The 19,823-nt window shown below is 35.8% G+C and carries 14 protein-coding genes and 1 tRNA gene; 3 read left to right on the top strand and 12 right to left on the bottom strand.

Annotation, left to right across the window (positions count from 1 at the left end):
* Nucleotides 1-43 precede the first annotated feature (43 nt).
* From EZ428_RS04450 to EZ428_RS04440, 3 genes are all read right to left on the bottom strand, one after another.
* Nucleotides 44-117 (bottom strand) — tRNA-Asp (locus tag EZ428_RS04450).
* Nucleotides 118-211: 94 nt separating this feature from the next.
* The gene (gene prfA / locus EZ428_RS04445) at nt 212-1,285 is read right to left on the bottom strand and encodes a peptide chain release factor 1 (protein WP_131551894.1); all 1,074 of its coding nucleotides are present in this window, start codon (nt 1,283-1,285) and stop codon (nt 212-214) included.
* 200 nt (nt 1,286-1,485) lie between these two features.
* Nucleotides 1,486-2,232 (bottom strand): UDP-2,3-diacylglucosamine diphosphatase, encoded by a 747-nt coding sequence (locus EZ428_RS04440; protein WP_131552458.1) that lies wholly within the window; start codon nt 2,230-2,232, stop codon nt 1,486-1,488.
* 154 nt (nt 2,233-2,386) lie between these two features.
* Here EZ428_RS04440 and EZ428_RS04435 point away from each other — a divergent pair, with 154 nt between their 5' ends.
* The 3 genes from EZ428_RS04435 to EZ428_RS04425 all read left to right on the top strand — a co-directional run bounded on the left by EZ428_RS04435 (nt 2,387) and on the right by EZ428_RS04425 (nt 5,997).
* Nucleotides 2,387-4,513: a prolyl oligopeptidase family serine peptidase gene (locus EZ428_RS04435; RefSeq protein ID WP_131551893.1), complete on the top strand. Its 2,127-nt coding sequence runs from the start codon at nt 2,387-2,389 to the stop codon at nt 4,511-4,513.
* Between the two features lie 141 nt (nt 4,514-4,654).
* Nucleotides 4,655-5,665, top strand: a complete 1,011-nt coding sequence (locus tag EZ428_RS04430) for an NAD(P)/FAD-dependent oxidoreductase (protein WP_131551892.1) — start codon at nt 4,655-4,657, stop codon at nt 5,663-5,665.
* Nucleotides 5,666-5,667: 2 nt separating this feature from the next.
* A complete protein-coding gene (locus tag EZ428_RS04425) occupies nt 5,668-5,997 on the top strand; it encodes a 2Fe-2S iron-sulfur cluster-binding protein (RefSeq protein WP_131551891.1) in 330 nt (109 codons plus the stop codon).
* A 128-nt stretch (nt 5,998-6,125) separates the two neighbouring features.
* Here EZ428_RS04425 and EZ428_RS04420 read toward each other — a convergent pair whose 3' ends face one another.
* The 9 genes from EZ428_RS04420 to EZ428_RS04380 all read right to left on the bottom strand — a co-directional run bounded on the left by EZ428_RS04420 (nt 6,126) and on the right by EZ428_RS04380 (nt 19,811).
* Entirely contained in the window at nt 6,126-7,106 is a 981-nt protein-coding gene (locus tag EZ428_RS04420; protein WP_131551890.1) for a DUF1735 domain-containing protein, read from the bottom strand.
* 13 nt (nt 7,107-7,119) lie between these two features.
* Entirely contained in the window at nt 7,120-8,736 is a 1,617-nt protein-coding gene (locus tag EZ428_RS04415; protein WP_131551889.1) for a SusD/RagB family nutrient-binding outer membrane lipoprotein, read from the bottom strand.
* 13 nt (nt 8,737-8,749) lie between these two features.
* A complete protein-coding gene (locus EZ428_RS04410) occupies nt 8,750-11,887 on the bottom strand; it encodes a SusC/RagA family TonB-linked outer membrane protein (protein WP_131551888.1) in 3,138 nt (1,045 codons plus the stop codon).
* 241 nt (nt 11,888-12,128) lie between these two features.
* Nucleotides 12,129-13,820: a S41 family peptidase gene (locus EZ428_RS04405; protein WP_131551887.1), complete on the bottom strand. Its 1,692-nt coding sequence runs from the start codon at nt 13,818-13,820 to the stop codon at nt 12,129-12,131.
* A 54-nt stretch (nt 13,821-13,874) separates the two neighbouring features.
* Nucleotides 13,875-14,090: a hypothetical protein gene (locus EZ428_RS04400; protein ID WP_131551886.1), complete on the bottom strand. Its 216-nt coding sequence runs from the start codon at nt 14,088-14,090 to the stop codon at nt 13,875-13,877.
* A gap of 138 nt (nt 14,091-14,228) precedes the next feature.
* The gene (locus EZ428_RS04395; RefSeq protein WP_131551885.1) at nt 14,229-14,519 is read right to left on the bottom strand and encodes a hypothetical protein; all 291 of its coding nucleotides are present in this window, start codon (nt 14,517-14,519) and stop codon (nt 14,229-14,231) included.
* 231 nt (nt 14,520-14,750) lie between these two features.
* Nucleotides 14,751-17,381, bottom strand: a complete 2,631-nt coding sequence (locus EZ428_RS04390; RefSeq protein WP_131551884.1) for a gliding motility-associated C-terminal domain-containing protein — start codon at nt 17,379-17,381, stop codon at nt 14,751-14,753.
* 64 nt (nt 17,382-17,445) lie between these two features.
* Nucleotides 17,446-18,246 (bottom strand): DUF4397 domain-containing protein, encoded by an 801-nt coding sequence (locus tag EZ428_RS04385; RefSeq protein ID WP_131551883.1) that lies wholly within the window; start codon nt 18,244-18,246, stop codon nt 17,446-17,448.
* Between the two features lie 17 nt (nt 18,247-18,263).
* On the bottom strand, nt 18,264-19,811 hold the full coding sequence (locus EZ428_RS04380; RefSeq protein ID WP_131551882.1) for a SusD/RagB family nutrient-binding outer membrane lipoprotein: 1,548 nt from the start codon (nt 19,809-19,811) through the stop codon (nt 18,264-18,266).
* Between the last annotated feature and the right edge of the window lie 12 nt (nt 19,812-19,823).

Below are 19,823 nucleotides of genomic sequence, written 5' to 3'. Positions count from 1 at the left end.
AATCAATGACTACAGGATTTAGGTGTTCTAGAATTTCATTATGCGGACCGGACGGGACTCGAACCCGCGACCTCCGCCGTGACAGGGCGGCATTCTAACCAGCTGAACTACCGATCCGTTTTCCTAAAACAAAATCTCTTTCGTTTCGGGATTGCAAATATAGCGTCTTTAATTTATTTTACAACAAATATTTTAAAATAATTGTAACAACCTAAATTACAGCACCTTCTTTCATCTTCTCTGCATTCTCTGCAAACTGCAAAGCATCAATTAACTCTTGCACCCCACCATCCATTACGCCATTTAGGTTATACAAGGTTAAGCCAATACGGTGATCTGTTACCCTTCCTTGTGGATAATTGTAAGTTCTGATCTTAGCTGACCTATCTCCAGTTGATACCATCGTCTTACGTCTTGCCGCAACATCACCATTCTTTTTCTGCAATTCTATGTCGTATAATTTACTACGCAACATCTCCATTGCAATTAAACGGTTACCTAACTGCGATCTATCTTGTTGACAAACCACTACAATTCCAGATGGTTTATGTGTTAATTGAACTTTTGTTTCAACCTTGTTTACATTCTGACCCCCTGCACCTCCAGAACGTGAAGTATGCAGTTCAATATCCGCTGGATTAATGTACAAATCAATTTCTTCTGCCTCTGGCAAAACAGCAACTGATGCTGCTGAAGTATGCACCCTACCTTGTGTTTCTGTATCGGGAACTCGTTGTACACGATGCACACCAGATTCATATTTTAACTGACCATACACATCATCGCCACTAACCTTTAAAATTACCTCTTTATACCCGCCTGCAGTACCTTCTGTTACATCTACGGTCTCAACTTTCCAACCTTTGGTGTCAAAATAACGACTATACATCCGGTATAAATCTCCAGCAAACAAAGCTGCCTCATCTCCGCCTGTTCCACCCCTAATCTCAAAAACTGCATTCTTAGCGTCTTCTGGGTCTTTTGGTATCAACATCAAGCGAATTTCTTCTTCCATTTTCTCCTGTTGAACCAATAGCATGTCCAGTTCTTCTTTTGCCATTTCACGCATTTCTGGATCCTTCTCAGAACTCAAAATATCTTTGTTGGCGTCAATGTTACTCATTACATTTTTGTAGATTTTATATTCATCCACAATTTTGCCCAAGTCTTTATATTCTTTGTTTAAAGCTGCAAAACGCTTCATATCCTGCATCGTATCAGGATTGCTCAATTGCTCTTCTACATCTTCCCAACGCAATTTTATCGCTTCTAATTTTTCTAACATAGTATTAAATTCTTTTGAAAATCTGCTTCGCTACAATAAACAAAGCATTTTTAGTTTCAATCGCCTGCCTGCCGCAGGCAGGGGTTTACTAAACACAAACCTGTGCCAAATAAGAATGCAAAAATAAGGAAAAATCCTCAGTTTGCAGTTTTCCGTTAACAGTTTTGTAACCATCACGTCTTGATACTCGATACTTTATACTAATTACCCTTAAAGTATTCCAATCTTAAATCTTCACCATCAAAAACACCATAAGAGCTGTAATTAATCCACTCCCCTATGTTTACATACCTGCTATTATTACTTAGCTTAATGTCTAATGGCAAATGTCTATGCCCAAAAATAAAGTAGTCGAAGTGTTGTTTAGCTAATTGTTCTTTGGCATAAATGGCTAACCATTCATTCTCTTCTCCTAAAAATTCTTCTTTTTCATCGCTGGCAAGTCTGCTACTTCCAGACCAGCCATTGGCAATTGATAATCCAATACGAGGCGGCAACATTGAAAATGCCCACTGGCAAAAAGGATTTCTAAAAATCTTACGCAAGAATTTATATTTCGCATCGCCCGGCCCTAATCCGTCTCCATGGTGCAAATAAAATTTCTTCCCACTCCTATCAATAATAAGTTCATCACTAACAATTTCAATCCCCATTTCCTTAGTAAAATAATCGTTTACCCACATGTCATGATTGCCCTTAAAGAAATAGATTTTTATGCCGCCATCGGCCATTTGAGCTAATTTCCCTTGCAAACGGATAAATCCTTTTGGTATAACAGTTTTGTATTCAAACCAAAAGTCAAACACATCGCCCATTAAAAAAAGCTCACCACAATTTGGCTCAATAAAATTTAGCCAATTTACAATGCGTTCTTCTCTTTTGCGACTTTCAACATAACTAGGCGAACCCAAATGAAAATCAGAAGCGAAATAAATATTCTTTGCCATCATCAATCCCAAAGGTAATTTAAAAAGCTTAAAGCAAAAAGCTTAAAGACTAAGGCAAAAGGCTAATCGCCAAGTATTCAATACCTTTTGTGCCCTTTTGCGATTAAAACTTTAAGAACTGAAAAACATATATTAGTAAATAATTTATTTTGACATGAAAAACCCACTCATTTTCAGCTTATTTGCAGTCCCACTACTTGCCTGTAATCCAGGTAAAAAACCAGCAGAAAAAATCACTTTAATGGCATATCCAGAAACAAAAAAAGATTCAACAACTGATAGTTATTTCGGCACAACTATAGCAGACCCTTATCGTTGGTTAGAAAATGACACCTCCACAGAAACAAAAAAATGGGTTGATGCGCAAAACAAAGTAACACAGAATTACCTATCACAAATTCCGTATAGAGAAGATTTCAAAAAGCGCTTAACAGAAATCTGGAATTATCCTAAAGAATCTGCACCATTTAAGGTTGGAGAATATTACTTTTTCACCAAAAATGACGGATTGCAAAACCAAAGCATTTGGTTCTTAAAAAAAGGATTAAATGGGAAAGAGGAAGTTCTTTTAGATCCAAATCAACTATCTAAAGATGGAACCGTATCAATTTCCTTGTTAGGCTTTTCTAATAACAAAAAATATGTTGCGTACTCTATCGCCCAATCTGGTTCTGACTGGAGCAATATTTATGTGATGGAAATTGCCACAAAGAAAAAATTGGTTGACGAATTAAAATGGACTAAATTTTCTGGTGCGGCCTGGAAAGGCGATGGATTTTATTACAGCAGATATGATGAGCCAGCAAAAGGAATGGAGTTATCGGCAGCTAATAAATATCAGAAAGTCTATTATCATAAACTTGGCGATTTGCAAAAAAACGATCAATTGGTATTTGAAGACAAAACAAACCCAAACTTATATTTCGGAGCACAGGTTACCGAAGATGAGCACTTTCTGGTTATTTATGCTAGTGCAGGAACTTCAGGAAATGCATTGTTCTATCAAGACTTCGCATCATCAACTAACAAAATCGAATTGTTAGTTAAAGGTTTTGAAAACAATCACAATGTGATTGATAATATTGGCGATAAATTATTAGTGAACACTGACTTAGGTGCTCCGAACAAACAAGTTGTATTGGTAGATCCAAAAAATTCACACCCTAAAAACTGGCAAAAAATTATCCCAGAATCTCAATTGGCAATGGAGAGTGTGAGTACTGGAGGAGGATTTTTATGGGCTTCTTATTTAAAAGATGCCAGCACAAATATTGTTCAGTTTGACTTAACTGGAAAAAAACTGAAAGATGTAAAACTTCCTGATATTGGCACGGTAGGTGGTTTTGGCGGCTTTAAGGAAGATCAAGAATTCTTCTATTCCTTTACAAATTTTACTACCCCGGGCATAACTTATCATTACAATATAAGAGAAGGGGAATCGGTGCTGTATAAAAAATCAGAATTAAAGTTCAATACTGATGATTATGAAACCAAGCAAGTATTTTATCCATCAAAAGATGGAACCAAAGTACCCATGTTTATTGTGCATAAAAAAGGAATTAAATTAGATGGAAACAATCCTGTTTTCCTTTATGCTTACGGTGGTTTCCAAATTTCTTTAACTCCTAGTTTTAGCCTGTCTAGAATGTTATTTTTAGAAAAGGGCGGCATCTATGTCCAACCTAGTTTGCGTGGCGGAAGTGAATACGGCGAAGCTTGGCACAAAGCAGGTATGCTAGAAAAGAAACAAAATGTATTTGATGATTTTATCGCTGCTGCCGAATACCTCATTAAAGAAAAATATACTAACGCCGATAAAATTGCAATCTCTGGAGGTTCCAATGGCGGACTTTTAGTTGGGGCTTGCATGACTCAAAGACCAGAATTGTTTAAGGTTGCATTACCGGCGGTTGGTGTTTTAGATATGTTACGTTACCACAAATTTACAGTCGGTTGGGGATGGGCAGTTGAATATGGAAGTAGCGATAAAAAAGAAGATTTTGATTATTTAATCAAATATTCGCCCCTACATAATGTTAAAGCTAATTTAAAATATCCAGCTACTTTAATTACAACGGCAGACCATGATGATCGAGTAGTACCTGCACACTCTTTCAAATTTGTAGCAACTCTTCAAGAAAAATACAAAGGAACCAACCCAATGTTAATTAGAATTGAGACAAAAGCAGGCCATGGAGCGGGTAAACCAACTGCAAAAATGATTGAGGAAGCTGCAGATGTATGGAGTTTTGTATTTCAGAATTTGGGTATGAGCTATTAAGTCGGAATTAAATTCTGATTAAGTGAATATTAATTGGCAGACTAATTAAAAACGACCAAATTAATAGATTTTATTAAAATAATGTAGAATATGTCTAAATAATGTGGCTGATTTCGTAACTTTGCATTAAACTTTTTGTAAATGATCTCTACTGATATAGCCATAATTGGCGCCGGTCCTGTTGGTTTATTTGCCATCTTCGAAGCTGGCTTATTAAAAATGCGTTGCCATTTAATTGATTACTTACCTCAAGTAGGTGGTCAACTTTCAGAAATATATCCTAAAAAACCCATTTACGACATTCCAGGATACCCAACTGTATTAGCTCAAGAGTTAGTAGATAATTTGGTTGAACAGGCTAAACCTTTCCACCCAGGTTATACTTTAGGTGAAAGAATAGAAGGTTTAGAAAAACGTGGCGAAGCTGATTTTGTGTTAACCACTAATATGGGAACCATCATTGAAGCTAAAGTTGTGGTTATTGCTGGTGGTTTAGGTTGTTTCGAACCTCGCAAACCGGCTGTTGCTGGCTTAGAGCAATTTGAAAATGGTAGAGGTGTTAATTACATGATCCTAGACCCAGAGAAATATCGTGGTCAGAAAATGGTTATTGCAGGCGGAGGTGACTCTGCATTAGACTGGACTATTTTCTTGGCAGATGTTGTTTCTGAATTAACCTTGGTACATAGAAGTGAAAGTTTCCGTGGTGCCCCTGATTCTGTAAATAAAGTGATGGAATTAGCTGAAAGTGGAAAGATCAACCTTGTTTTAAATAGCAACCTAAATTCGGTTTCTGGGGAAGGTAAATTAGAAAACGTAGAAGTAATCCATAACCGCACAATGGAAACCACAACCTATGAAGCAGACCACCTAATCCCTTTATTCGGCTTAAGCCCTAAATTAGGCCCTATAGAGCAATGGAATTTAAACATAAGCAAGAGCGCCATTGAGGTAAATACAGATGACTACTCGACCAATATACCGGGTATATACGCAATTGGTGACATTAATACTTACACTAATAAATTAAAGTTAATTTTATGTGGCTTTCATGAGGCTGCTTTAATGAGTCATAGTGCATATCAATACATGAACCCAGGCATTAAATACACCATGAAATATACAACTGTTAACGGTGTAACAGAATTTTAAGAATGGAAACAATAGACATTACAATTGAAGTTGAAGACCGTGAAGGCAATAAAAGCACGTTAACTGCCCCTACAGATATGGGGTTAAGTCTAATGGAGTTTCTAAAAGCCAGTGAGTATGATGTTTTAGCCACTTGTGGCGGGATGGCATTATGCGCTACCTGCTGTGTAGATGTAATGGAAGGTGAGGAAAAGCTAAACGAAATGTCTGATGACGAATATGCCATGCTTGATACCTTACCTGATTTATTACCTAACTCTAGATTAGCTTGTCAGTTACAATTAAGCCCTATAATGGACGGACTTAAAGTTCGTTTGCACGCGATGGATTAAACTATACATATCCTAAACTTACCAATAAAAAAAGCTCCAAAATTTTGGAGCTTTTTTTATAACTATATCTTTTCTTAAACTAAAAAGGGTTGCTAAAATTTGCAACCCTTTTTTTTAGATTAAAATAATTATGGTCTTGGACCTTTATATTTTAAAACTGCAACAATTTTAGTAGGTGCAAAGCCAGGTTGTGTCATAAAGAATTGTAAATAAACATTATGACTAACTGGATCAAAGTAATTAGTAGTAGCTGGTGCAGCAGGATCAAGAGACATCGCTCTACCATTTGCTGGTGCAGCAATACCATTAACAACTGAAAGCACTTTGTTTGTAGCTGGATCAAACGTAATCTGAAGGTTTGTTGAGCCAAATCCACTAACTCCACCTGTATTTGAAAGAATAGGAATCAAATAATCTCCAAAAGCTCCATTCCATAAGCCATTAGAATTTGCACCAGATGTTCTAAGTTGAATATCATAAGCTACAGGATACAAAAACTCTGTATTTTGCAAAATTGTAGGCCTATCATTCGCAAAAATTGTTGATGTATAGGTATATGAACCATCAAATTTATTTTTTGCAGCAAGGTTTAATAAAATATTACTAAAGTTAGAGCTAATTGTACCAGATGAAACACTTTTAATCTTTAATGGCAAAGCATACGATTTAGTTAAATCAAATAGTGAAGTTTTAACTGAAACAGTAAAAGTTGCAGTTTTTTTACCTTTAGGTATTACTACAGAAGTTGCATTTATAGTATAAACTGCAGGATCCATTAGAGTAAATGTTTTTGCATTCTCTGTGTTATATTGCGTAATAGTTGCAGCATCACCTAAGCCAACACTAACTGTTATGTCTTCTGGTGCTCCGTCAGCCGGCCCAGAATAACTTACAGTAACTGGAACCTCTGTAGGAGTAGTAACAATTGGAAATGCTATAGAATACAATGCGTATGTGCTACCATGAACTGCTATATCAGATGGGTTTTGAAATTCAATAACATTAGTTCCCTTATCAGGATCTAAAACCAACCTATCATCTTTTAAACATGAAGATAAAGTTGCAATGGCAACTAAAAGGCCAATTGATTTAAAAATATATTTTTTCATAATTTCTATAAAATTAATTTACGTCCCAGAATATTTTAGAAGTATACAAGCTAATGTTAGTAGGCACATTGCTAGGATTTAAGTTATATTCTTCTTGTGGATATAAAATTCTTGTGATGATTTTATCTGGCGTAGTAGCAACTGATGATTTTGATGCAAATGTATCTGTTGGAGGATTAGCACCATTAGTTACCACCCTTGGCCATGCAGTACGTCTGTACTCATTAAACGCTTCATCATTCTGGATATTAGCCAATGCAATATATTTTTGAGTAATGATTGCTTCGATTTTTCTACCCAAAATACTTTGGTTATAATCTGTTCCTAAAGGAGCTAATGTATAATTTACATTCCAACTAGTTGCATTATTAGCTTTATAATCGTTCAAGAAAGTTGTTGCGTCAGCAGCAGTTTTAGTAGCTACATCTGATGCGTTTTTGTACAAGTAATTATAAGAGGCTTTAATACCATTTTCAAAAGCAGCCAAACCAGCGTCACCCGATGTAATATAACCACGAGCTTGGGCTTCTGCTTGCAAGAAATCGCTTTCTGCTTTTAACATAATTACTGCACCTTGTGTTGGTCCTTTAGCTACACCTAAAGCAGTAGTGTTAAAATCAGCACCAGTAAACCAAGCAGTATAAGTAGCAATAGGAGCAACCGCACCTGCACTCTCGTCACCTAACTGATTTGCAGGTGTATTAGGGAATGCCCTAAAAATAACTGATCCTCTAGCAACATCATTAAACTTCACTCCATTATAAAATGCTAACATCCATTTAGTGGTTGTAGCAGAAGTTTGTGAACGTACGTTAGTAGCACTAGCTGCTAAAGATCCGTAAACAGGATTCATTCTACCTGCTTCTTTAAGGTAACCTGGGTTTACCAAAGCATCATCGGTTAAATAACCAACAGAGGCAGTAGTAGCAAACAAAGGAGTAGCGTAAGCTGTTAAAGCTGGCACACCTGCCATTTTAATTAACAAACGTAACCTTAAAGTATTTGCAAAACGTTTCCATTTATCCATGTCACCTTTAAACAGAGGGTCTGCAGTTGAGGCAATTGCTTGAGTAGCAGCAGACGCTTGAGCAGCAGTAATAGCAGCAATTGCTTCAGTTGTTTCTTTCACTAAATCTTTGTAAACATCTTCTGCTTTATCATAAGTAGGAGTTAATGCAGCAGTTCCCAGCAATGCTTTACTATAAGGAATGTCATTATATTGATCTACCATTCTAGCAAATGCAAAAGCTTTCATAATTCTAGCGATAGAAGTACTATATGCTAATGTTGCATCAGTTCCATTCTGATCAATTACATATTTATAGTCAGTTGCATTATCAAGTGTTGAAGTCCAAAGACCTGTAAAACTTGATGTAGTATATGCATAAGTTAGGGTAGCACCATAACCACCTACACCAGCTACGTTTGCAAACATACCAGCTGGGTATGAATAGCTTTGGCTAAATGTATTAGAGATCGAAGCCGTTCCTACAATTGCCTGTGGCAATACAAGTGCAGCTGTAGCTGTTGTAGCACTATTAGGATTTGTATTTACATCTAGAAACTTTTCACAAGATGAAAACCCTATTACTACGGCACTTATTAATAAACAATTTAATATCTTTTTCATATTTTTTCTCAAATTATAATGTTAATGAAAGAGTAGCGCCAAAGAATCTAGCTGGAGGAGTTTGTCCTAAAGATGTAAATCCAATTGCATTACTATCAGAACCAGCAGCACTATACTCTGGATCTGTGTAGATGTTTGTTTTTGGAGTCCACAAGAACAAATTTCTACCTTGAACACTGATACGTGCACCTTTAATATATTTAAGGCTACTTAAAACTGATTTCGGCAATTCATACGTTAATGAAAGCTCACGAAGTTTCCAGAATGCTGCAGAATATAAATAGTTTTCATTTACCGCTGTATTGGTTGGTCCGTTAGTCCAGAAATCTACACCACCAGTTCTAGTTGTAATACTTGTATTAGCTACATAAGTATTGCTAACTGGATCTAGATAAGATGAATTAGGAACAACAAAACGCTCCCTATTGAAATATGTAGTTCTAATACCAGCACCAGAAAAATCAAAACTACCGGCAGAGTTAAACATTACGTTACCACCTCTATATTCGAATAATCCGGCTAATCTAAATCCTTTGAAATTAACAGTTGCATCTAAACCTAAACGGTGAACTGGCTCTGTTTGACCAAAATCTGATGTTAAAACAGTAGCTGAAGGGAAACCAGTAACTCTATCTACAATGATTCTACCTTGAGAATCTCTCACATACGTACTTCCTTTTAAGAAAGGGAATGGAGAACCTGGTCTTGCAATTACTTGTGATGTACCAGAACTTGCCAAACCTAATTGAGGTAAGTCTTGGCTAATAGATAATACTTCGTTTGTATTGTAAGTATAGTTAGCACCAACAGAAATCTCTAAACCATTAGTTTTGTTTTGCACAGGAATTACTCTAACTGCAGTTTCAATACCGTGATTTTCTACTTCTCCAGTATTAGTTAAGAAAGAAGTATAACCAGTACTTGAAGGTACACTAACTGGAACCGTTTGGTCTGTAGTATTAGTTTTATAATAAGTGAAGGCACCAGTAATTCTCGATTTGAATAATTCGAAATCCATACCACCTTCATAACCTTTAGTAATCTCTGGGTTAATGTTAGGAGCAACAATACGATTTCCGATAGTGAAACCAGCAACACCATTATAAGGGTAGCCATAAGCTTGACCAAATGTTGGCGTTAATGCGTAAGCACCTGCTGTAGGACTGCTTCCAACACCTAAATTTACTAAACCTACTTTAGATACACCAGCTCTTAATTTTAATGAGTTGATGATTTTAGAATTTTTAATCACTGGGATTGCATCAGAAGCAATGAATGCGATATCTGCAGATGGATAGAAGAATGATCTATTTTCTTTAGATAGTACTGAACGCCAGTCATTTCTACCAGTAACGTGCAAGTACAAATAATCTTTAAATCCTAAACGAGCATCAGCATATATACCCATTTGGCGTACAGTAACATTACTCTCTCCAGCACCTGGATTAACCAAACTGTTTGAAATGTTAAATAAACCAGCTTGAATCAAGTTGTTCGCGCTAACAGATACCCCTTTGGTGGTATTACTTCTAGAACTAGCACCTAAAATAGTATTTAAAGAGAAATCACTACCTAATCTTTTAATGTACTGAGCTTGAAACTCTGGACTGATTTGAGTGCTAAAACTTGAACCATCACTTACACTACCTTGTATGTTAGCAAAATTAGAAGTTAGCCCTAATCTATAAGTAGAATAGTTAAATTTATCTGTGTATGCCTTGTTAGAAGCATTTTGTGTATTAATACTAGTACGGAACATAAATGATAACGCTTTGATAGGATACCATTTAATCTGAACGTTACCAGTCAAATAATCATTTCTAACTGATTGTCTATTGTTATCTATAGTGAAGTATGGGTTAGCATAATACTCATTAAAATAACCATTTGGATGAGCAAAATCATCCGTTTGCCAGTTTTGATAAGTAGTCAATGGAATTTGAGCAGGAGTCTGCAAAACGTTATCAAAAATTGTAGCTGTAGCTGTAGTTAAGTTATATCTGTTTTGGATATAGTTAACATTAAAGCTAAAATCAACGTTATTACCTAAATCCTTTTTACCATTTAATCTTAAAGTGAAACGGTTGTATAAATCATTTTTTACAGTACCTGACTGATCAAAATATTGAGATGATAAATAGTAAGAGCCTTTATCATCTCCAGAAGAGATAGCAAAGTCAGACTGGCTAGCGATACCTGTATCCCAAAAATCATCTTTACCTTGAGAAGATGGAGAATATGGAACAGTTTGTATACGACCATCAGCTAATGGCTTACCAATAATTCTCATTGAACCATCAAATCTTGGTCCATACTGCTGATTTTCATAAGGAGTATAGGTTGGAATATCATCGTTACCAGTACCAGAACCAAACTCTTCCTGTAACTGAGGCAAGAAGTTTACCTGCTCAATACTTACAGTTTGACCAACAGTAATTGAGGTAACACCACGTTTACCAGTTTTAGTTGTAATAATCAAAGCTCCATTTGATGCATCAGAACCATAAAGAGACGCTGCACCAGCACCATTCAATACTTGAATGTCTTCAATATCTTCAGGGTTTAAGTTACCTAAGATATTGTTTGGTACAATTACGTTATCCACAACAACCAAAGCTTGGTTATTACCTAATAACGAACGATTTCCACGTAATACTAATCTCACGTTAGGGTTAACACCAGAACTTACGGCATTTACTTGTAAACCCGCAACTTTACCAGTTAAGGCAGTTGCAACGTTAAATGCTTTAGCTTGTGTTAATTGTTGAGAATTAATAGTTGTTGATTGGTTACCTTGCTCACGACGTTTAATGGTAACACCACCCGCTGTAACAACTACTTGATCTAAAGTTTTAGAATCTAAAACTAAAGAAACATTCACTGCATTATTTGAAATAGCTACCTCTTGCGTAAGGTAACCTAAGTAAGAAACCTGTAAAGTTTTACCGTTTGCAGGCACCTTTAAGGTAAACTTACCATCTACTCCTGTTGTTGTTCCAACTGCAGGAGCCTCTTTTACTTTTACGGACGCACCTGGGATAGGTAGTCCGTCTTCACTTGCTTTGATTGTACCTGTTACTGTACGTTCTTGAGCGAACGCGGCCACAGTAAGTGTACACAAGATGAATAAACTTAGTACAAGTTTTTTCATAAATTAATAAAATTTAGGTTAGTTAATAGTTAATTAATCCCTAAATATGGATAAAACTACTTTGGAATCAAAATTTTAGAGTGCTAAAAAAAATGGTTGATTTTACAAGTATCTGAAAATGAGGTTGTTAAAATTTAACACTTTTTAACACTTAGTGAGAGTATTTTGTTTTGAGTTAAATAATTGATAAAAAACAAGTTAAAACTTAATTCTTAGTTACAAATATGAAAAGAAAAGAGGCTTAATTATTTGAATTTGATATTTTAGAGGGATTTCCTATCACTTTAAAGCTGCCATCGCCCTTTAAGATAGCGAAAATTTGAGATTGATTGCTAAAAAGCGACTTTGCTTGAGCTATTTCCTTATCATATTGAAAGGATTGTTCTATTTTCCCCTTTTCAAAATAGTATCTACTTATAATTTGCGTTTCTAAAACTCTTTTAATCTCTGCTTTATGAGTTATTAAATCTGTTTTCTTTGCACTTAGCATTTTTGACTTCAACTCTTCTAAATCTGTTTTTACGGCTGCTAATTTGTTTTCCTTCTCTGCCTCAGATCTTAAATCTGACAATAAACGTTCAGTTTTTGAAGTATAGTTATAATCTTTGCTTGCCAAAGAATTAACAAACGCTGTATAATTTACATCACTTAATTGAAATGTTTTAACATTAGGCAAATCCTTGTTAGCCTTTTTATAGGCGTTCGCGTAATCAAAGAAAAGATTTTTGTTGGCCAATGATAATGTGATGGGGCTATATTTAACTGGCTCAACAAAAACATCAGGGTAAACTCCATTGCCATTGTAAACAGTTCTTCCCCCTTTAGTTCCGAATGCTTTCATTGCAGTATCTGCAAATTTCTCAGCAATTCCATTTTCATCTTTATGAGCGTAGTCTAGCGCTTGTATACATCGCCCAGATGGTGTATAATATTTAGCTACAGTGACTTTTACCAAGCTATTATAAGGAAGATTAAATGTTTGCTGCACTAAGCCTTTGCCGTAACTACGTTGACCAATTACAATTGCCCTGTCTAAATCTTGCAGAGCCCCCGCTACAATCTCAGAAGCCGAAGCCGATGACCCATTAACTAGAACAACTAATGGAACTTGAGGTGAAATTGGTTGGCTTAAAGTTTGATACCTGATTGTTTTTTCTGGGTTTCTACCTTTTTGTACAACAACCAAGATATCTTTTTGCACAAATAGGTTTACAATCTTTACCGCTTCTTGAAGGATACCGCCCCCATTGTTCCTTAAATCTATTATAATGCCTTTCGGGTTAGATTTATTTATATTGGTCAATGCATCCTTTACTTCTTGCCCTGAATTTTCTAAAAACTTGTCTAATTTAATATAGCCAATTTGATCTTCTAGCATACCGGAATAAGAAACATTCGGCTGTTTAATTTCTTCTCTTACCAGGGTTTTATTTAAAACAGCTCCTTCTCTAATCAACACCAAATTTAAAGGCGATCCTTTTGGCCCCCTAAGCAGCTGGCTAATTTGACTACGATCTTTACCTTGGGTATCTGTGCCGTTAATTTTTACGATTTGGTCCCCAGGTTTGATATCTTGCTTATTTGCAGGGTTTCCTTCACTTACTTCATTTACAAAAAGTTTTCCTTCAATAAATAAAGTTCCTGCTCCTATCCCCCCATATTGGGTACTTACATAATTAAGTTTATAGTTTTCTATCTCCGATTCTGGAATATACTCGGTATAAGGATCTAAACCCTCTAGCATGGCATCAATACCGGTTTTCATTAAATCGCCCGGACTAGTTTCTTCAACATAGTTGATATTGATTTCCTTATATAAAGAAGCAAAGATATCTAGGTTTTTTGAAACCAAGAATAAGTCTTCCTTAAATGCAAGTGTTATCAATGCAGAACAAGCAACAATTAACAAGACACTAATCTTAATTTTCTTCATACCCGTTAAATTAGTGTTAAACTTACAAAAAAGTATAGTGATATAAAATAGACCCTAAAGTCTATTACCTGCTGGATCGGCTAATGCCTTTTTGATTGTAAACTCTATATATGCCTGATCTCTTTTAACCAGAGACATTAACTGTTGTACCAACTGATCTTCTTGACCTGGAGAAAAGGATAAGTTAGCCGAAGTTAAATCGCGGTATTTTCTTAAAAATTTAATTTTAACTCTTTCCCAAGATTCTGGGGTTAGGGTAAAGCTTGCCATATTTTAATACTTTGATTGCAAAAATATAAATTTTTAGAGAGTTATACTGTATTATCTTAAAATGGTTAGCTAAGGCCCCCATCAAAGATTGGCTGTAATCGTTCTTTACTGCAAAACAATAAATCTTGAGCTCTTGAGTCATTTGTTCTCTTTCAGGTATTTTGATATGGCAGCTTGGTAAACGGTCTTGTCTTTGGGTATCGTTTTAGTAAAGGCTAGCTTTTTCTCGGTGTCTGAAATGATACTTTTTGCATACGCTTGCGCAGCTTTAAATTGCAGTTGGTTTTCTTTTTGCTTTTCGGTCTTTACAACTTTAGACATATCAGGGTATTTGCTGATAACTGTTTTACCTCCATAGTTTTTAAAGATAATGTTACCCACCTTGCCGCTTAGGGTTTCGGTAACGATATTGTTTTTTGAGATTGCCATAGATTTTTGTTTTTCTTAAAGATAGTGATATATTATTGAAATACTCATCATCTTACGTTCATCTTACGTTCATCCTTCGTTTATCTTACATTCTAGCAAGCTCTTTATATGCTCAGTTAATGCTTGAACCAATAGTAAGCAACACCGATAAAGCACTGTCCAACATCAAAAGTATGATGGGCCTTAAAAGGTATGCAGAAAGAATTTACTAGGAGAAATTGGCGTTGACGATTATCTTAAAATGGTTAAGCTCCCACTCATATTACCACAGTCTGTCTTTAAGTCTATAATATAATAGTAGGTGCCAACGGGCAAAATATTGCCCTTATTTAGTCCGTCAAAAGGTTTTGAATAACCTTTTGAATAAAAAACCCTATTCCCATTTCTATTAAAAACACTGAAATCACCATCAGGATAACTCTGAGCCCCTTTTATTTCCCAAACATCATTAATACCATCTCCGTTTGGGGTAATGGAATTGGCAAAACTTAAAGCGCTATTCTTAATTAAGGTAAAATCTATCGGAGCTGTACCACTTATACACCCGTATTTATCTGTAACCATTAATTGATATCTTCCTATTGATATCCCTTTAAAATTCAATTGATCAGAAACTATATTGCCATTTTCGTCGGTCCATTTGAAAGTATATGGGCTCGTAGATCCATCGATACTCAAACCAGTCGTACTCACTGATTTACCATCACAGCTAAGAAACTTTTGCATGGAATCAAAATTTATCATTGGCATCTTCGCTTCAGGGACTATAAACTCTCCAACTAAATTTGAACAAGTATTTATGTTGTACGCCATTAACTTGTAATTGCCTTTGAACAAATTACTTACTGCTAATGATGTACCCATTACTTTACCATCACTATCAAACCATTTAAATGTATAATCAGTGGAGGTACTATAACCTGTTATTTTAATGCTACCTGTAGGTCTACCACAGCTTGCTTCGGTAATCACAAAATCTCTAAGCTCATAAGTAGTGGCCCCATTTTGAATAACATAAGTTGCCGATTTCACTAAGCAACTTCCAGTGCCTACTGTAAAATAGTAGTTGCCAATTGGCATATCTAATAAATCATTGCTTGTACTTACGATTTGCGCTGCAGCATTATACCATGTCTTGGGCATATTGTTTGAAACGGTTATCCCTTTGATGCTACCATTTGACGAAGTACAATTCGCATCCACTATTTTTTTTGCAGTTTCATTGATGAGGATGGCGCTAGTTGGCACATTATAAGTCGCTGATATAATATCACAACCACCATTTTGACCCACTTTTAAATAATAATTGCCAGCGGGCACATTTATTAACGTTAAATCAGTGCCAACTATGTCTCCATTAGAATTATACCAGGCTAAAGATGTATAATCATAGGCCCGCATTAAAGTTATACTTCCATTCGCTTGTCCGCATACGCTTGGTAAAACCCTCCTGAATGCATCATCAATATCAGGCTTAGAAAATGATGAGGATGCACCGTCGGTATTGGTACCCATACTGGTAACCTGACCAGTTATAGGCCCATTGTAACTCCAAGCTCCATTTGCATCTGCCACAACCGTTGCAAGCCATGTTTTACCTTGACAATCTAGGCAAGATCCTGCATAAAAAAGCTCAACTGTAGCATTAGGCAAATATGTCCCACTTATTTTATTGGATGTAATAGTGGTGATTCTTGCTTTTACAATCTTGGTTGGGTCTGACAAATTTTTAAAAAGTACAGCCTCTGTATTACAATAGAAACTATTTTTATACATAGAGATGGGATAGGCAATTTCAATTAATACCCCCGTTTTATTATAGGCAATTGAATTTCCATCAGTTGTCGAATTCCCGCCTATTACGCCTTTATTGCAAAACCTTACGTGTATGCCAGTTGTGTTACCATAGTTTTCTGTTCCAATTGGACCAGTACCTATTGAGTTACCTTCAACTTTGAACCCGCCATTTGCATAATCCAAATATAACCCTAGTAACTGTCCCACTATTATGTTATTCTTTATCAATGGCATAGCTGATTCTCCATTTACCATTACACCTCTAGCTGCCGAAGAAATAACTTGTGAGTTATTAATATTTAAACCTATCTTATTATAGCTTATTTTTATATCATTTGTAGCACCTGCAACAGCAATTCCCGCTCTTGTATTTGACCCAAGTAAATTACCTTCTACTTGAGTATCGCCACCAATTGTACTGTTATTTAAAAAACTAACATCAATAGCAGATTCATTTGGTTGGGCCGTCATACCATCTTCGCTCAAACCAAGAATATTTGAGGAAATTTTAATATTGACATTATCAAAACGAGGGATTACAAATGGAGATAATATACCCGCATAACTGTTACTGAAACAATTCTGCTTTAAAGGAGCACCAATAATTACATCTTTGGAATTATATAGGAAAATCGCTGCTTTTTTTTCGTCTACAGCGCCAAGTGGATCAGATCTAAAATTACTAAAACTAATGCCATAAATTTCTACAGCACTTGCGTTATCCAACCTTAAGCCGCTAAAAAAAGTAGAACCAGCCCTAACTAACGCTATTTTAATATTTGGATTGCCTAATAAATTTAAAACCTGTGTGGTACCATCAATAACAATATTGCTAGTTAAAATAGGTAACTCGTTTTCTAAGGAGATACTTACATCAGTTCTTGCTGTACCGATAATATTGAAATGAATATAGTCTTTAGTGGTTGTTCCATTTGCATTTGCTAAGGTAATAGCTTCTCTAAGCGTGCCTGCTCCAGCATCAGCATTAGAGGTAACTGTAAAAGTTGCGGCTTGAAGTGTTATTGCACTAAACCCTAAAAATAAAAAAACAAGGATTCTTTTCATTTCAGGAAGTTAAGATACAAAAAAACCAAGTCAAATTGACTTGGTTTAATTAGGATTTTTATCCTTAATAATAAAATGTAGTATAGTTAGTTAAGGTGAGCGGGAAAGTTGCATTACCTAAAATTCCTTTAAGGAAAATCGTATATGCCCTACCTTTTGTAAAACTGTAAGATACATTGCTTGCTAAAGCCGTATTTGTAGCTGCATTATTTAGGGTGTACAAAACAGCAGGCGCAACACCAACACCCGGACTACCAATTTCTGCGAAAGGTGATGCCGCACCATAGGGAAGATTGCTCACTAATTTTGTACCTGTAGAATTTCTTATCAGATCAACATTAGGGCCTCCATTGTATAAATTAATCACTCTTACAAAAACTTTAGAAGTATCTAGCGCAGGCCTAACATCTTCAACAACTAATACAGGACCAACTGATTTATTAGTAGTGCTGTATACACCAGATGTAAATATCGTATAATATTTACCTGCAGCTGGCGTAATAGTTGTATTTAACACCTCTAATGATGGATCTACTGTTACCGAAGGGATAATTTTAGCTGTTAACTTACGAGAACCTGGAGCAGTAACTGCATACCCAAAATCAGGGTATAAACTCGTAGCAGTAGTGTAATTATAACCTGCGTTTTCAACACCAGAAGTAGACTGGCCTGATGTAAATTTCGCACCATCAATGTAAAAATTAATTGTTGGACTACTTGGAGTTACATTCAAGAATTTCAAATAGGTATACTTCGGATCAGCTACACCAAGTCGTTCATATTCTGTATTTTCAACAAATTTTCCTTTTTTGCATGCGCTGAGTATAGCTACACAAGCAAAAATGAGATATATTATTTTTTTCATCTTTCTTTAATTAAGAGTTAAGGTTCAGAAAACCACATTTTAACTGTATGATAATCATTTTTATCTGCACCAATTTTTTTCAATGCTGCAACATTCCAAAGATATTCTGAATTGTATCTTGGGCGATAACGTTGAGCTGGTTTTCCACCATTATCCACAAAAAATGATCCGGGGAATACATAAGCATTCAGATATGGATTATTCCCATTTGAATCTCCAACATTGTAATGATATTTACGCAAATCGCACCAAGTTTCCACAAAGCCATATCCATATAACGCAAGGTATTTTTGCAACATGATATCTTTCAAAGTAAGCGTTGCAGCAGTTTGTCTTACTGACGCACTGGTCATATAAGCAGTTTTTTCAGCAGGAGTTATCACTGTACCTAAAGCACTTACGAAGTCGATGCTTGCTGAAATACCATTTTGATAGGCAGCAAGCGCCATTTCTAATTTACCAGATCTAAAGGCTGCTTCAGCTTTGATAAATTGCATCTCAGCAAAAGTCATGATAGGAAAACCCGCATTATCCTTAAATAAATATTTTCCTTGCCCTGCAGCGGGAGTTACCCCACCTAAAACCCCAAAAACATTTGGAATTTGATTTTTACCTGCAACTGTACCCCCATCAACTGAACCGGGATTAGTACCTCTAAAAACAAGATCTACTGAAGCAGTAATCATATTATTTCTACGAGGATCCACTACTGCACCAGCAGTGCCAGTAAAGTAGGTGCCATCTAACAAACCAACTATTATTCTTGTTTGGCGATAAGCGCCTAAGTTGGCTCTTAGGGGACCAAAAAAGTTTCCATTTACAGCCGTACTACCTGTATTTGGCACGATAAAGTTATCTGCGTTGCTTGCTAATGCCTTATCTGCGTACTCAATTACCTTATCTGCATTATAAGTTGTTTTGTTAATCAAGTTATTTGCGTTTCTAGCTAACAAACCATAGTTAAATTTAATCCATTTGGCTGCATCACCATTATAGGCTAAATCATACCCTGCCATTTTCGCTGGTGTACCTGTACCATCTGTCCTACTAAAGCTTTTAATTGATTCGTTAGCCAACCTTACCACTTCAGCATATACATCCTGTTGTGGATCGTAGTCGAACACAAAACGATTTGGCTCATAAGCTTGTTTCAAGATGATATCTCCATGATAATCCGTAGTTATTTGCCATCCCCAAGCTTTTAAAGCTTGTGCTAAACCTACATAATTATATTCTTGTTTCTTTTCACTATCTTGAATGATCAAATTCAAGTTTGCTCCTAATCCGTAGTAATTTGTACGCCAAATTTCACCCATAGCATCACTATTTACTAACCAGCCATGTGTTTCACCAACATTTACAGCACCACCAAAATACTGCACAAGTCCACCAAGATATCGTGCATCGAATTGTATACCACGCTCCATTTGTGCAAACAAAGGAGGTGTTAATGTTTTACTATCCGGATCCTGCGGTGTAGCTGGATCGGTATTAATATCAAAATACTTCTTACATCCTGAGAATGTAATAGCAAATGCGATTAATATTAAAAATATTTTTTTCATCGTTTTTTAAAT

The sequence above is a fragment of the Pedobacter frigiditerrae genome, assembly GCF_004331645.1.
In the GTDB taxonomy this organism is placed as follows: Bacteria; Bacteroidota; Bacteroidia; order Sphingobacteriales; family Sphingobacteriaceae; genus Pedobacter; species Pedobacter frigiditerrae.
This window is presented reverse-complemented; position numbering and strand designations above follow the sequence as displayed.

Excerpts from the sequence above, each read along its gene's own strand:
- prfA (WP_131551894.1), bottom strand. The coding sequence starts at position 1,285 with ATGTTAGAAAAATTAGAAGCGATAAAATTGCGTTGGGAAGATGTAGAA.
- EZ428_RS04440 (WP_131552458.1), bottom strand. The coding sequence starts at position 2,232 with ATGGCAAAGAATATTTATTTCGCTTCTGATTTTCATTTGGGTTCGCCT.
- EZ428_RS04435 (WP_131551893.1), top strand. The coding sequence starts at position 2,387 with ATGAAAAACCCACTCATTTTCAGCTTATTTGCAGTCCCACTACTTGCC.
- EZ428_RS04430 (WP_131551892.1), top strand. The coding sequence starts at position 4,655 with ATGATCTCTACTGATATAGCCATAATTGGCGCCGGTCCTGTTGGTTTA.
- EZ428_RS04425 (WP_131551891.1), top strand. The coding sequence starts at position 5,668 with ATGGAAACAATAGACATTACAATTGAAGTTGAAGACCGTGAAGGCAAT.
- EZ428_RS04420 (WP_131551890.1), bottom strand. The coding sequence starts at position 7,106 with ATGAAAAAATATATTTTTAAATCAATTGGCCTTTTAGTTGCCATTGCA.
- EZ428_RS04415 (WP_131551889.1), bottom strand. The coding sequence starts at position 8,736 with ATGAAAAAGATATTAAATTGTTTATTAATAAGTGCCGTAGTAATAGGG.
- EZ428_RS04410 (WP_131551888.1), bottom strand. The coding sequence starts at position 11,887 with ATGAAAAAACTTGTACTAAGTTTATTCATCTTGTGTACACTTACTGTG.
- EZ428_RS04405 (WP_131551887.1), bottom strand. The coding sequence starts at position 13,820 with ATGAAGAAAATTAAGATTAGTGTCTTGTTAATTGTTGCTTGTTCTGCA.
- EZ428_RS04400 (WP_131551886.1), bottom strand. The coding sequence starts at position 14,090 with ATGGCAAGCTTTACCCTAACCCCAGAATCTTGGGAAAGAGTTAAAATT.
- EZ428_RS04395 (WP_131551885.1), bottom strand. The coding sequence starts at position 14,519 with ATGGCAATCTCAAAAAACAATATCGTTACCGAAACCCTAAGCGGCAAG.
- EZ428_RS04390 (WP_131551884.1), bottom strand. The coding sequence starts at position 17,381 with ATGAAAAGAATCCTTGTTTTTTTATTTTTAGGGTTTAGTGCAATAACA.
- EZ428_RS04385 (WP_131551883.1), bottom strand. The coding sequence starts at position 18,246 with ATGAAAAAAATAATATATCTCATTTTTGCTTGTGTAGCTATACTCAGC.
- EZ428_RS04380 (WP_131551882.1), bottom strand. The coding sequence starts at position 19,811 with ATGAAAAAAATATTTTTAATATTAATCGCATTTGCTATTACATTCTCA.